The sequence below is a fragment of the Georhizobium sp. MAB10 genome (assembly GCF_045012825.1).
In the GTDB taxonomy this organism is placed as follows: Bacteria; Pseudomonadota; Alphaproteobacteria; order Rhizobiales; family Rhizobiaceae; genus Georhizobium; species Georhizobium profundi.
The window spans coordinates 1,880,053-1,893,624 of record NZ_CP118314.1 but is presented as its reverse complement, the minus strand read 5'-3'; the positions used below and the strand labels follow the sequence as shown (position 1 = coordinate 1,893,624).

Genomic DNA, 13,572 nt, shown 5'->3' with positions numbered 1-13,572 from the left:
GACAACGAAGCGGTCGAAGCTGAAGCCCGGCCGCTTCGAGGCAGCGTGCGCAAGCCGCTCGAAGGCGTCCGCGTCGTCGAACTGGCACGCATCCTTGCCGGCCCCTGGGCCGGCCAGGTGCTCGCCGATCTCGGCGCCGAAGTCATCAAGATCGAGGCGCCGGAAGGCGACGACACGCGCGGCTGGGGCCCGCCCTTCGTCAACCGCGCAGACGGTGCCCGCGAAGCGGCCTATTTCCATGCGGCCAACCGCGGCAAGACGTCGATCACAGCCGATCTGAAGAGCGAAGAGGGTCGCGCCCGCGTGGTCGACCTCGTGCGCAGCGCCGATGTGCTGATCGAAAACTTCAAGGTTGGCGGACTCGCGAAATACGGCCTCGATTACGATAGCTTGAAGGCCGTCAACGAGCGCCTGATCTATTGCTCGATCACCGGCTTTGGCCAGACGGGCCCCTACCGGCACCGCGCCGGGTACGATTTCATGATCCAGGGCATGGCCGGCATCATGGATCTGACCGGCGACCCCGAAGGCGAACCGCAGAAGATGGGCGTCGCCTTCGCCGACATCTTCACCGGGCTTTACAGCGTCATCGGCATCGAGGCCGCTTTACTCGAACGCAGCCGCACCGGCAGCGGCTGCCACATCGACATGGCGCTCTACGATTGCATGGCAGGCGTTCTCGCCAACCAGGCGATGAATTACCTCGTGTCCGGCAAGGCTCCGAGGCGGCTCGGCAATGCCCATCCCAACATCGTGCCCTATCAGGTCTTCCAGGTCGCAGACGGCCACCTCATCGTGGCAGTCGGCAACGACCGCCAGTTCCGGGCGCTCGCCGAGATCATCGGTCTGGCAGCGCTTGGAACCGATCCATCCTACGCCACGAACGAGGCCCGCGTTGCCAATCGGGACGCGCTGATCGCACTGCTCGCCCCCGCGATCGCACGTTTCGAACGGGACGCGCTTCTTGCGCTTCTCGAGGAACGCTCCGTACCGGCAGGCCCGATCAACACGGTCGCCGACGTCTTCGCGGATCCCCAGATCCTCGCGCGACAGATGAAGATAGAGACCGCCGACACCCAGGGCACGCCGATCCCTGGAATGCGTATGCCGATCCTGTTCGACGATATGCCCGCCATCGCCGGGCGCCCCGCCCCAAGGCTCGGGCAGGACACCTAAGCTTCGCCGCCGCTCGCAGCCGGCGGCCGCCGGTCAGAGCGCGCCCACGAAGCTCTCCAGCTTGCCAAGCGTATTATGGCCGAGCTCGATCGCACCGAAGCCGCATGCCTCTTGGAATTCGGCTTGCGTGCTGAACATCATGCCGAGCGTCACCAGTGTCGATCCGTCCTGCTCCTCGAACGAGGCCGGTGCGGCTGTGTTTCGGAGATCATGCAACCATCCCAGACGACGCCTGCGCAGCGCGCGAATTCACCGCGCCAAATGATGCTGTCGATGCACACAGCCTTTCATGTCGCCGCAAATAGCTAAAATTGTGCCGGAAATATAAACGGTATGAAAACCATTCAAATTCACGTCTTTTTAGATGAGAGGTGCCTATACTGCAATTGTAATCGGGGAGAACAAAATGAAAAAAGTACTGATACCAGCATTTGCAGTAATGGCTCTTGCAACCACTGCAAACGCCCAGCCCATCTCATCGCCCGCTTATATTCAGCAGATCAACCCGTCGAGTGCATCCGTGCAGCTGACGACCAGCCAGTTGATGACACCGATCATCAACCTCGTCTCACAGATGCCGGAACTCACACCGCGGGGCCCCGGCAATCTGGGACTCGTCTGGCAGGACGGCACGAACAACAACGCGACGATCGATCAGCGCGGCAGCCAAAATGTTGGTCTTATCCGCCAGATCGGCATGGACAACGTTGCTTCCATCAGTCAGCGCGGCATCGGCCATCAGGCCATGGTCTTCCAACAGGGCCGCAACAACGTCGCGATCATCCGCCAGCGCTAGAAGCGCGTGGCGGATGGTAATCTGCGGTCGATCAGAGCGCTTGGCGTGATCAGTTGGCGCTTGGGATGAGCGGAACTTCTGGAACCGGAACCGGTGTTGGATCTGGCTGCGGGATACCGCCGAAGTCCGGGAAATCTATGGAGAAGCCGGGCGAGCCGCCGCCGGCAGTTTGGGCAGTAGCCTGCGACAGCAACCAGTTGCCGTTCAGCGGGTCACCGCCGAACGATGGATTTATGGGCCGATAGACCAGCTCGGAGGCATGAACAGCCCCGATGCTGCTCAGCAGAACTGAAGTTCCGACGACTGCAGCAAGAATCTTCATTGTTTAAGTCTCCGAGAAAAACCTGGCGAGCTTGGGTAGCCTTGCCAGTATCGTTCAATACGCTCTTCTATTCGGTAGCACATACATTCTGCCAGGCACAATGACGACGTTGGCGTTGCTGAGACCGTTCAGCCCGCTCGGCATCATGAAATTGCCTGATGACGGCGTCTGGATAGCCACCACATTCGTGTTGACGGAATTGCGGACGTCGAGCACGCCCGCAAGGTTGCTGCCGACCTGGACGTACCCAACATTGTTGTTGTTCCCCGACACGCCAACAAGCTGAAAATTGTTGTCGCCCCGGCTTGCCTGAACAACGCTGTTGTTCGAACCGCCCTGAACGAGAAGCAGCGCCGAATTGTGCCCGTCGATTGCTTGAACCGCACGATTGCGCGAACCGCTTTGATCGATCAGCGAGGCGCTGCTGTGCCCCTCGATGGCCGATGTGGCGGCATTGTACGAACCAATTTGTTGGATCGAGGTCGTGTTGCCTGCCTGACCGCTAACGAACGGATTGATCGGCTCCATCAATTGACCGACGATGGCGGGAGTGGGTACCCCGCTCTCGGGAGCTGTCGGCAAGAGTTCCAGCGCAGATGCACCGCTTATACCCATCAGCAACCCTGCAATGGCTCCAGTCAGCGCACTCTTCCAGGTTTTCATGTTCCGTCCCCTTTTCCCCAAGCCTCAAAGCCGGATAGAGTGCTCATCGAGTTCAACGTCAGTCTGTAGGCGACAGAGCGGCGTGCCGTCGTTCGCAATGACTGCCATCTCGATGGCGACCCGCGAGGGTTTGTCGACCGTTATGACGATCGCGCCCAACGAGCCATCCGCAAAGCGATTGGTCTGACTGGTCTGGCTGACACCCGAAGCCGATCGCTTCGTAACCGCAATTTGAACACTGCCTGCCAAGGCCTCAGACGTTTCGATAAAAGGCCGCAATCGAGCAAAGTTGGTTCCATCGATCTCGACGCCACATGCGGCAATGCGAGAATTGAGGATGTCCCCGTCGATGGTCTGGCCGTTTATCGAAGCGCCACTTGCGCCAGTCGAAAGAAGGAGGCCCGTCAAGAGCAGCGACATGCCGGTCATCAGAGCCTCCCCTTTGTCGGTCGATACCGGCGCGGGCTGACCGCCCGCGCCGGTATCGTGATTGCTTAGTTCTGGATCACGGCAGCGACGTTGCCGCGACCCTGCTGGAGGACCAGCGAGTTTTGGCCAGTTCCGCGCTGCGTCACCGAAGCCACGTTTGCGCTCGTGCCAGCACCTACGCCGTTCTGGAGAATAAGCGAGTTGTTGGACGAACCAGCCTGATCAACCAGTGCGTAGCTGAAATCGCCAGCCTGGATGACCGTCGACGACTGCGCCGTACCCGTTTGCATAATGCCGGCGCCGGAATTGCTCGCGTTCTGAACGATGAGCGAGGTGCTTCCGAGGCTTGCGATCTGCTGAGTCGATGCGAAGTTCTCCGAACCGTTCTGGAGCGTGAGCGACGCATTGCCGACACCGCCGGACTGAGTGGTCACGGCGCCGTTGCCACTGCCATTCTGGATCGTGCCGGCAACCGAAGCGGCCGTCAGCGACTGGCTGGTAATGGCGGCGTTGCCTTCACCAATCTGAACCGTGGCCGCGATGGCACCGATCGTTGCCGTCTGTGCGTTGGAAGCAAAGTTTCCATCACCGATCTGCGCCACTCCGGCCAGCGAACCGGCAGCGACGAGCTGGCTGTTCAGGCCGGTATTGCCGTCACCAACCTGCACGATACCGGCGGCAGACGCGACGGTTGGTACGCTGATTTCACCGAGTGGGTTGACGAACGTCTCGTCAAGCGACACGTCAGTCGACGCCTGCGAATAGCGCAGCGGATCATTGACGAAAGTGCCGATAAACCGCGAGGACAACTTTACACCCGTGCCACCATCCAGCTGAGGAGCATAGAGCGTTCCGCTCTGCTGCAAGGTAAGCATCGCAGGCGAAACCAGCTGGCCGACCTGAGTGTTGGATGCGGCATTGCCATTACCGATTTGTGCGATCACAGCAACAGAATCCTGTGCAGGTGCAGCACCACTCCCCGAAAGCGTGCCAGGCTGGGCAACGAGACCCAACAGGAACGGACCGACATCTGGGTTGGACTGATTTGGACCTACCACGAGTAGATAACTCGGCAACGAAACGTTTGTGGTCAGATCGTAACCAGGAACGACCGTGCTGACCGTCTGGAACTCACCCTGCGTGTTGAACGCACGGTTGTCGTTACCGACCTGGATGATGCCGCCGAGAACGCCCGAGCTGTTGGCCTGCTGGAGGTTACCGGCCACGTTGCCCGAACCGAACTGGCCGATCAGTGCGGTGGAGTCGTCGACGCCATCCTGGATGTTCCAGGCAAGGTTGTCGGAGCCGCCCTGCAGGATCGCTGCCGAGACATTGTTGCCTTCTGCCTGGGTATTGGCAGCATCATTGTCCAGGCCGAGTTGAACGATCAATGCATCCGAATTTGTGATATCGGACTGAGCGTTCAGGCCCGTATTGTCAACGCCACCCTGGACGATGACGGCCGATGTCGGATTGACATTGCTCTGCGCATTCACGGCAGTGTTGTTCACGCCGGCCTGCAGGATGCCTGCCGACGAGCCAGCTTCAGCGCCCGACTGCACGTTCGTCGCCGTGTTGTCGGCACCGAGCTGAATGATGCCGGCTTCTGCACCGGCTGAGCCTGCGAACTGAGTGTTGCTGCCGAAGTTGTTGTCACCTGCCTGAATAATGCCGGCCGAATTGGCGGAACCGGCATCCTGAAGGTTGACGGCTTCGTTGTCAGCACCTGCCTGGATGATGCCAGCTTCGTTGCCATCGCCACCAGCCTGAGCGTTCGTGGCTACGTTGTCTGCGCCTGCCTGAATGATGCCGGCCGAATTCGCTGCACCTGCGTCCTGCAGGTTGACAGCTTCGTTGTCCGCACCCGCCTGGATGATGCCGGCTTCGTTGCCATCACCACCAGCTTGCGCGTTCGTTGCTTCGTTATCTGCACCTGCCTGGATGACGCCAGCTGTATTGTTCGCACCGTCGAGCTGGAGGTTGGATGCCAGATTGTCGGCACCGAGCTGCAAGATCGCTGCATCATTGTCCAGCCCAGCAACCTGAACGTTCGTTGCAGTGTTGTCGGCACCCGCCTGGACCAGCCGAGCGCCCTTACGCGCACCACCGGTCTGGAGATTCGTACCTTCGTTGCCGACGCCAGTCTGAACAATCGCACCGCTGTTGTCAGCGCCGCCGTCCTGCAGGTTCGTCGCCGTGTTGCTATCGCCAAACTGTGCAATGCCGGCAGTATTGCCTGCTCCGGCACTCTGCGCGTTCAGGCCGGTGTTGGAGACACCTGCCTGCAGAATGTCGGCCTCGTTGTTGCCGCCTTCCACCTGTGCAGATTGGACATTAGTCGCACCATTGTCATTGCCAAGCTGCACGATCGAGGCGTTTGCACCCGTTTCGACAGCCAAATTGGCCGCGCCGACCTGGCTGTTGAGAGCGGTGTTGCCGTTGCCGGCCTGGAGGATCGAAGCCTGATCGCCAAACCCGTCCTGGGAGTTGTTGGTCGCCGCGTTGCCATTGCCGACCTGCACGGTTGCAGCCTCGTTGCCCGTGCCGTCGCGGCTGACGTTCAACGCCGTGTTGTCATCGCCGAACTGGGCAATCCCGGCAACGTGATTCGTACCACCGGTGTGGAGGTTAAAGCCGTCATTGGCATCGCCGCCCTGGATGATAGCCACAGTGCCGTTGGTGCTGGAATTCTGGTTGTTGACGGCAAGGTTGCCTTCACCAACCTGCAGCGTGCCTGCCTCGTTGCCGAGGCCCATGCTGTACTGATTGACGACGCCGGCGCCGAAAGGCTCATAGAAGTCGACCGTTTGCGTGTTGAGCGCAACGTTACCCGTGCCGCCCTGGGCAATTGTGGATTCCGAACCGTCCTGGCCTTTCTGAAGAACGGTTGCGACGTTTTGCGAGCCGCCCTGAAGGATGCCCGAGAAGGAATTGGCCGTCGGATTGACCGCACCTGCAACCTGCGTGTTGAACGCAAAATTGCCCACTGCAGCCGCATCAGGATTTACCTGGATGATGCCGGAGTCATTGCCGTTACCGGTCTGCTCGTTCTGAGCGACGTTGGCGAAGCCGCCCTGAAAAATTGCACCGCGGTTGGAGCCGGTCTGAAGGAACCTGTTGACGATGTTGTTGTCGCCGAACTGGGCGATGCCACCGACGTTGGAGTCAACCTGCAGGAACTCACCGCCGATGAAGTTGCCCGTGCCGAGCTGCATCGTGCCGAGATCGTTGTTACCGCGCTGCGCATCCGAGCCGCCATCCGCGTTCAGCGGGGCAAGATACGGAAGAAAGATGTTACCGTCGCCAAACTGGTAAACGAAGGCACGGTTGGTCCCCGCCTGCGAAAGATAGGCAAGATTGCTATTGTTCAGCTGACCGATGAATGCCTGGTTGGCTGTCTGCGCATTTGCTGCGCCCATAGCCAATGGCACCATGGCGGCGCTCGCCATGAGTAGCTTCTTAAATGACATGAATGTCTCCCAAACGAATTTTTGACCCGCGGGAACACCCCCCGCCCCGGCTCGCCCATCGCGCTTTTCGGCGAGGGTTAACGATCGGTTAATACCAGACACAAAGTCCAGACCGCAAGTCGAAACGCTTTCAAAACTGTTAAATGGTAAATTGCGACAGGATCTATAAAGCCATAGTGAGACAAAAATAGCACATAGGCCAAGCCTGCTTCGGGTTGAAACACTCTGGGGAAATCGATGCGTCATTTTGGGCCAGCCCGTTCCAGTACAGGCGTACCGGATGCGGATGACGCAATTTTATTGCAATGCCACAACGCAGAACGGGGCCGCAAAAGGCCCCGTTCTTACTAATTCAATAGAGTATTATTACTTACGAATTTAGGATCCGCGCGGAAGCGTGCGGGCGTAGGTCGTCGTGAAGTCCTGGATCAGCTTTTGCTGCGCAGCACTGTCGCTGAGGGTCCATAGCCCGTTTTGTAGCCCCTCAACGATCAGAGAGTAGACTGCGAGCTCTATGCTTTCTCTCACTGCGAGGTGGCCCGGGTCGTTGTAGGAATTGCCAGCTTCGATCTCGAGCAGCTCTTCCGGGGCCGCGAATTTATAGGCGCCACCGCGCATCATGTAAGAATAGATTTGCTTCGACGTCGTGGTCGACGCGAGAACTTCGCCCGTCTGGACGCTGACAGCGCGCAAGGAGATCGTCACGAGATCCGAGCGATACTGGACGTCGCCTCCGATGCCGAGGAAGCGCGCACCGGCCCCCCCTGTACGTTCGTTGGAATCGTAGCCGACAATCCCACCCTCGAGGATCAACCCGGCAAATCGCACAGGCGGGAGGTTTGCAGCGCCAGGGCTATAGGCGCGCTGAGTGTTCTCGATCAGCGTGCGCTCCTGAACCAGGTTCTTCAGCCCACCTCGCTCAACGACCCTGAACCATTGCCCATTGCCGGTCGACTTCAGGACGTCGATCAACAAATTGGCGCCGCCCTGGGTTACGGCGCGGCTGTATTCGGCAAAATTGTCGTTGGGCTTGGCCTGACCCGTCAGATCCGGAAACTCATAAATGGCCACATCGACGGGCTGCGCAGGCGCCGGTACCTGCTCGATCTTCAGCGTCGTTTTCGTCAATGACTCAAGCTGTGCCGGTGGCGTTGGAAGCTGTTGACCCGTAGCGCACCCCGCAAGTGCGAGACTCGCCAGCACCAACGCGCTGGTTATGCTTGCATGACCCATGTGTTCCCCTGCCCCAGTAGTCGCATAACGACGTTCAACACAAAGACTAGCGCCTGGCTCCCCCGGAAAAGCGGGTCTGTTCAATAACACGGACGCAATCTAACTCGTCGCCAATACCGGTTCCGTGCCTACGAAACAAGCTGATCGCCTATGACTCTTTGCAGGTTAGCTTAACGGGAAAGCACTGTTGCACAACAGCAACGGGCGCTTTTGAGTGTGTGACTAAAGCAAGGGCAGCGTCGATCAACACTCGGCGACACAGTCACTCATTGAGTAGAGCGTGCTGGTCGATACTGTATTTCGGTAAGCTCGCGTGCGGCTCAGGGCTATTGGGCACCGACTCCCGCGCCGACATTAGGAAAACGCTCAGCCCCTTGAGGCTGAGACAATGCCAATGCGACGCCTGCACCGACATTGGGGAAGACGGGCCCTCGCAACTGAGGTTCGATCGTCCTCGCAACCCTTGGCGCTGGCGGCTCTCTGCGCACGGCTGGACGTGGCGGCGGCACCGGGCGGGCGCTTTCGGGAAGCTGCATGATATATGCGCCGCCCTGAGCAGGCAGACTATCGATCCGGCCCAATTGGCCGCGCGACGAGGGGTCAACTTGGTTCACATAAGCGTCCGAGACTTGAGCAGCGCTCCCATTCACCGATGCGAAAAAGAGCGCAATCATCGAGACCCTTCGAAACATTTCTGCACTCCAACCCTGCCCCAGTCTTCGGCTAATACCAATGCGTCTCCCCTCAAGCAATGGCTCGAAGTTCTTGCTGTTCAATTTAAAACGATTGCGTATACACCGGTTTCGAGTAAATGCTTTTACGTCTCGACTGGGGGTAATGCGTGGTGCGCTTCAAATCTGCAATCAAGTTGACCGTAATGGCCAGCCTTTTGTCGGCTGGCTCGGCAATCGCGCAAATCAACCAGAACGACGGGCCTCTTGTTGCACCTATTCAGCCAGAACCAACCGTCGGGCTTCCCGAACAGGCGCCCGCGCCAGCACAGCCCGTGCCCATAACGCCGGCACCCGCCGCAAGACAACCTGCGCGATCCAGCACGCCGCCAGCGGCCCCTTCGGCAGAGACAGCCGAAGCAGATTCATGGCAGCTGGAATGCCTCGAACGCGAGACTGAATCCCGCTTGTGTCAGGCGATACTGCGCTCGCGCGTTGGCGAGCAGATCGCCATGGTGCTTGCTATTGCGAAGAACCCTCAGGACGACGCCGTGAGCCTCCAGATGGCGTTGCCGTTAGGTATCGACATCCAGCGTGGGGCAATCTTGACGGTCGACGACTTCCAAGAGACCTTGATGCCGTCGCGGTGCACAGCTCAGGGCTGCCTTGTAGAGACAATTGCTTCTGCAGAGTTGGTTGACGCGCTTATGTCGGGAAATGCCGGTGGCGTCCGCGTCTTCAGCACAGATGGCCAGACGATTGATCTGCCAATGTCGCTGCGGTCCGCAGCTGCCATCTTCTCGGAAGCCGGACTAGACTAGTTCTCCTACACTCCGGCTACGCAATATCCAGCCTCACGACTGAAGCGGCCTTCTGCACACGCGACTGCGCAGGAAACGGCGGCCGCCGGTCACAACGCGCCGACGAAGCGTTCGAGTTTGCCAAGCGTCTGATGGCCGAGCTCGATCGCACCGAAACCGCGTGCCTCTTGGAACTCGGCTTGCGTGCTGAACACCATGCCGAGCGTCACCAGTGTCGATCCATCCTGCTCCTCGAACGAGGCCCAGGCATCGGCATGTTTCGGTCCATTCTCGCCCCAGAGCAGCTCGTAGGAGAACCGCTCCTGCGGCAGGATCTCGCCGTAGCGATGATGGTTGGGATAGATGGTGCCGTCCGGCCCGATCATGTCAAACACCCATTCGCCGCGGGACCTGAGATCGATGCGTGCCGTGCGGCAGGAGAAGCCATCGGGACCCCACCAGAGCGGCAGTGTCTCGGGGTTCATCCACGCGTTCCAGACGGTGCTGCGCGGCGCGCGAATGCGCTTCTGCAGCACCATGGTGCGTTGGGCGGTGCCGGCGAGATTGTTCAGGCCGGCACTGAACCCCGCGCGGTAGCCTTCTTCCATATCGGCAGCGAGCGAGGAAAGTTGCACGGTGACGGTGACACGGCTCGTTTCACCGAGATCGGTAAAATCGGCTGTGACCAGCGCCGCCGACTGCGTTGCGCCCTCGCGCGAGACCACCTCGTAATTCACGCTGCGGACCTCTGTGACGAGGTCCAGCCAGCCGCATTCGCATCGCGTATCCGCCTCCCCCGCCACCTTGCACAGCGAAATCTCGCGCCCGCCGACGCGCGTGTCGGCCTCGACAAATTCGACCGTCACGGATGGCATCGGCGCTGCCCAGACCGCACGGGCGGCCGGCGCCGTCCAGGCCTGCCACAAGGTGGCCACCGGCGCGCTCACCACTCGCTCGAAAGTCAGCGTCGCAAACCGGCCGCTACGGTCTTCACTGGGCAAAGTGGGCGTCTCAAGCGTCTTGGACTGTGTCATCGTTCACGCTCCTTCATCACATCCATCACGAAGGCATCGAGCCGATCCAGACGTGCCGCCCAGACCGCCCGCTGTTCCTCCATCCAGGCACGGGCCGGCTCCATGGCCTCCGGCCGGATCGCGCAGGTGCGGATGCGCCCATCCTTCGATGTCGAGATCAGCCCCGCTTCCTCCAGCACGGCAAGATGCCGCATGATGGTCGGCAACCGCAGCCCCGTCGGCTCCGCCAGATCCGTCACCCGCGCCGGCCCCTGCGCCAATCGGGCCAGCATCGAACGACGCGTAGCATCCGCCAGCGCGTGAAAGAGCAGAGAGAGATCCGGATCATGCTTAGCCATACAGCTAACTATCCACGCAAATCGAAGATTGGCAAGCAAAAACTTCGTCGATCGGCTAAGTGACAGCAGGCAGCGCCTGATTGCTCGATAAAGATCGGGTAAAAAAGCATGCCAAACGCGCTGGAAGACAGCGTCTGCGTTTCGGTGTGAGTATCATTGAAAAAGAGAAAATGGTGGGTGGTGTAGGGATCGAACGGCGCGTCCAATAGTAAAAAAATCAAATACTTGGTGCGCTTTTTAGAAAATTTGCGTAGCACTTTTGCGTAGCAGATTTTCTTGAAGCCGGTTGCAAAATTCTGGTCTATGTGGCTGGCTCATTGAAGTGCGCCGAGAGTTTCGCACAAACGTAGATTGCAGGCCACGCGGCGACGAACAGGGCCAACGCAACCCACGCCGCCGGGTCGCCCCGCCGGAGACCTTCGACAATCTCTTGTGCGTCTCCGTAGATCGAAATCCATTTCAGGTAGATCGCGCCACCCGCGCCCCATAGCGCTGTCGCCACCACGATTGCTTGTACGCTCGTCAGTGATGTGTCTCCCTGTTGAGAAAAATGAACGGGTAGGCATGGACCAGCGCTTCGTCGAAGAAGTCGCCGTCGCCCTTGCTCTCAAACTGGATACTTCGCGCCATCCGCCAGACGTCGCGTTCTTGCTCGTCGGGTGAAGCACTCGCGAACTCTAAGGTCCTTGATATCCCCAAGTGAGCGGATCGATCCGAAGAGCAAATTGCCCCGACACCAAGGGGCAACACAAGCAGTTTACAAAATACATGTAGACTGAAAATTGGTTTCTACATCGTCAAACAAAGTAAGCTCTCTTAGTAAACCAGCAACGTAGCCCCTAGCGGGCTAGGATTTTCTTCAAGAACGTGAGACAGTTTGGCATCACGTCCAGCGAGGCCGTGAAGGGCCGGCCAGCCCGATTGAACCCAGCCCGCCGTGTCTGTGTTCTCTCCGGGCACGGCGGGCGGGTCGGGCTTCTGCCAGTCTCTGGTAAGGGCGCCCAGCGTGCGCCTGGAAGGCTCGAACGGGGTGGCTAGCCGCCTATCAGCTTTTCTGAGGACTTCGGAGAAAGCGGACATTGTCAATTGGGCACAGTTGGGGCCGTATCCGGACTGTCGGCTCTTCGTTTCGGTCTCGGAGTAAGCAGACATTGCGCGTACTCTGATTTATGTTCCAGCCATGCGGATCGCGATCCATACGCTCGGCACACGTGGCGATGTTCAACCCTATGTCGCGCTTGCTCGAAGCCTGATGGCCCGAGGCCATCAGGTTCAGCTCGCAGCTCCCGTCCAGTTTTCCGAATTCGCCGCTGCTCACGGTGTTAGCTCTAGAGGCCTCCCCGCGGAATTTCTGGCGCTGCTGAACACGGCCGAGGGGAAAGCAGCTGTCGCTGGAGGGAAAGGGTTCAGCGCCGGCTTCAAGCTCTTGAAAGAAGTCCGACCGTTGATGAGGAAGCTGCTCGATGGCGAGTGGCAGATGGCGAACGACTTCAGCCCGAATATGATCCTCTATCACCCGAAGTCGATTGCGGCGCCTTATATAGCCAGTGCTCTAGACGTGCCGCATGTGCTGGCGTCCCCCGTCCCCGGCTTGACACCGACCTCGGCCTTCCCGTCGCCTCTGCTTCCCTTCTCGTCACTGGGCCCATTCAATCGGGCCAGTCATTCGCTCGCGATCCACGCGGCCGAACTGCTTTTCGCACGGGAGTTGAAGGCTTGGAGAAAAGGGACGCCTGGGCTTGACGATCAACTCAAGCGCAAGTCACGTGCAGGTACGCTTTACGCTTATAGCCCGGCAGTGCTTCCCAAGCCCGACGATTGGGGGCCGGATGTTCTGGTCACTGGCTACTGGTTTCTCGACGAGCCTGGCTGGCAGCCCGATCCGGATCTGGAGGCGTTTCTCGACGCTGGGCCGCCGCCGGTCTATTTCGGGTTTGGCAGCATGCCGGGGCTCGACCCGGAACAGTTGACCGGGATAATCCTTGATGCCCTCGCCGTGACCGACAAGCGGGGTCTGCTGGCGGTTGGCGGCGGCGCGATAGACCCCGGCAAAATGAGCGATCGCGCCTTTTTCGTCAAAGGTGCACCGCATGATGTGCTTCTCCCCAGAGCATCGGCGGCCGTCCACCACGGCGGTGCCGGGACGACCGCTGCCTCCTTACGGGCGGGCCTGCCGACACAGATCATCCCGTTCTTCGGGGACCAGCCCTTTTGGGGGAGACGGGTTGAATATCTGGGAGCCGGCCCTGCGCCTCTGGACCGAAAGACATTGAACGCACCCCTGCTGGCCCAGGCATTGATCGCGATGGACGACCCGGCGATGCGATCTCGGGCGAACGCACTCGGTGCTGCGATCAGAACGGACCGTGGGATCGAGACGGCTATCGATTTCCTGGAGCGTGTAGGCTCCCGAGCAAGCAAGGCATCTTGACGCCATTGGATGCCAGCCGGTGGTTCATTGGAGCAACATCGGGGTGCATCGCCTGTCAACACCGCTGAGCGTCAAAAGCGCGGTTTCATAAAACGGGCGAGCCGTCAGCGGCTCATTAGCTCTTCGCGCTCGGGCGCGGGTTGTCATCTGGCCCGATGTGGCGTTATGAGGCGTCATCCATCAGGACCCGGTGAAATTCCGGGTGGCTC

The 13,572-nt window shown here is 59.7% G+C and carries 11 protein-coding genes, 1 pseudogene and 1 other annotated feature (1 of these 13 only partly in view); of the genes and pseudogenes, 4 read left to right on the top strand and 8 right to left on the bottom strand.

What is annotated here, in order from left to right:
• The first annotated feature begins 45 nt into the window (after positions 1–45).
• Complete coding sequence (locus tag PU133_RS08740; protein ID WP_404864486.1) at positions 46–1,176, top strand: CaiB/BaiF CoA transferase family protein; 1,131 nt, start codon at positions 46–48, stop codon at positions 1,174–1,176.
• Between the two features lie 33 nt (positions 1,177–1,209).
• On the opposite strand, the pseudogene PU133_RS08735 reads toward PU133_RS08740, so the two are convergent.
• A pseudogene (locus PU133_RS08735) lies at positions 1,210–1,368 on the bottom strand (ATPase); the annotation flags it as partial.
• Positions 1,369–1,540: 172 nt separating this feature from the next.
• Between PU133_RS08735 and PU133_RS08730 the strand changes: the two are divergent.
• The gene (locus PU133_RS08730) at positions 1,541–1,972 is read left to right on the top strand and encodes a hypothetical protein (protein ID WP_404864308.1); all 432 of its coding nucleotides are present in this window, start codon (positions 1,541–1,543) and stop codon (positions 1,970–1,972) included.
• 49 nt (positions 1,973–2,021) lie between these two features.
• Here PU133_RS08730 and PU133_RS08725 read toward each other — a convergent pair whose 3' ends face one another.
• The 5 genes from PU133_RS08725 to PU133_RS08705 form a co-directional block, all read right to left on the bottom strand.
• Positions 2,022–2,294: a curli assembly protein CsgF gene (locus tag PU133_RS08725; protein ID WP_126009631.1), complete on the bottom strand. Its 273-nt coding sequence runs from the start codon at positions 2,292–2,294 to the stop codon at positions 2,022–2,024.
• Between the two features lie 54 nt (positions 2,295–2,348).
• A complete protein-coding gene (locus tag PU133_RS08720) occupies positions 2,349–2,957 on the bottom strand; it encodes a hypothetical protein (RefSeq protein WP_126009629.1) in 609 nt (202 codons plus the stop codon).
• A gap of 24 nt (positions 2,958–2,981) precedes the next feature.
• Positions 2,982–3,386 (bottom strand): curli-like amyloid fiber formation chaperone CsgH, encoded by a 405-nt coding sequence (csgH, locus tag PU133_RS08715; RefSeq protein ID WP_404864307.1) that lies wholly within the window; start codon positions 3,384–3,386, stop codon positions 2,982–2,984.
• Between the two features lie 65 nt (positions 3,387–3,451).
• Positions 3,452–7,102 (bottom strand): beta strand repeat-containing protein, encoded by a 3,651-nt coding sequence (locus PU133_RS08710; protein WP_404864306.1) that lies wholly within the window; start codon positions 7,100–7,102, stop codon positions 3,452–3,454.
• Between the two features lie 132 nt (positions 7,103–7,234).
• On the bottom strand, positions 7,235–7,984 hold the full coding sequence (locus tag PU133_RS08705) for a CsgG/HfaB family protein (RefSeq protein ID WP_164527828.1): 750 nt from the start codon (positions 7,982–7,984) through the stop codon (positions 7,235–7,237).
• A gap of 946 nt (positions 7,985–8,930) precedes the next feature.
• Between PU133_RS08705 and PU133_RS08700 the strand changes: the two genes are divergently transcribed.
• A complete protein-coding gene (locus PU133_RS08700; RefSeq protein ID WP_404864305.1) occupies positions 8,931–9,581 on the top strand; it encodes an invasion associated locus B family protein in 651 nt (216 codons plus the stop codon).
• 89 nt (positions 9,582–9,670) lie between these two features.
• Here the strand turns inward: PU133_RS08700 and PU133_RS08695 are convergent, their stop codons facing one another.
• Together PU133_RS08695 and PU133_RS08690 are read right to left on the bottom strand one after the other, a co-directional pair.
• Positions 9,671–10,594, bottom strand: coding sequence for an SRPBCC domain-containing protein (locus tag PU133_RS08695; RefSeq protein ID WP_404864304.1), 924 nt, complete (start codon positions 10,592–10,594; stop codon positions 9,671–9,673).
• Positions 10,591–10,932: a helix-turn-helix transcriptional regulator gene (locus PU133_RS08690; protein ID WP_126009609.1), complete on the bottom strand. Its 342-nt coding sequence runs from the start codon at positions 10,930–10,932 to the stop codon at positions 10,591–10,593. Before PU133_RS08690 ends, PU133_RS08695 begins: the two co-directional genes overlap by 4 nt.
• Positions 10,933–12,112: 1,180 nt before the next feature.
• Between PU133_RS08690 and PU133_RS08685 the strand changes: the two genes are divergently transcribed.
• Positions 12,113–13,363: a glycosyltransferase gene (locus tag PU133_RS08685; protein WP_404864303.1), complete on the top strand. Its 1,251-nt coding sequence runs from the start codon at positions 12,113–12,115 to the stop codon at positions 13,361–13,363.
• 180 nt (positions 13,364–13,543) lie between these two features.
• Positions 13,544–13,572, top strand: a sequence feature (sul1 is cis-regulatory element that is thought to sense ions involved in sulfur or methionine metabolism; They are found in Alphaproteobacteria) (it continues 27 nt past the right edge of the window).

Bases quoted from the DNA above. Each gene is read 5' to 3' on its own strand.
- PU133_RS08720 (WP_126009629.1), bottom strand. From the start codon at position 2,957: ATGAAAACCTGGAAGAGTGCGCTGACTGGAGCCATTGCAGGGTTGCTG.
- PU133_RS08710 (WP_404864306.1), bottom strand. From the start codon at position 7,102: ATGACGCATCGATTTCCCCAGAGTGTTTCAACCCGAAGCAGGCTTGGC.
- PU133_RS08730 (WP_404864308.1), top strand. From the start codon at position 1,541: ATGAGAGGTGCCTATACTGCAATTGTAATCGGGGAGAACAAAATGAAA.
- PU133_RS08725 (WP_126009631.1), bottom strand. From the start codon at position 2,294: ATGAAGATTCTTGCTGCAGTCGTCGGAACTTCAGTTCTGCTGAGCAGC.
- PU133_RS08695 (WP_404864304.1), bottom strand. From the start codon at position 10,594: ATGACACAGTCCAAGACGCTTGAGACGCCCACTTTGCCCAGTGAAGAC.
- PU133_RS08685 (WP_404864303.1), top strand. From the start codon at position 12,113: ATGCGGATCGCGATCCATACGCTCGGCACACGTGGCGATGTTCAACCC.
- PU133_RS08690 (WP_126009609.1), bottom strand. From the start codon at position 10,932: ATGGCTAAGCATGATCCGGATCTCTCTCTGCTCTTTCACGCGCTGGCG.
- csgH (WP_404864307.1), bottom strand. From the start codon at position 3,386: ATGACCGGCATGTCGCTGCTCTTGACGGGCCTCCTTCTTTCGACTGGC.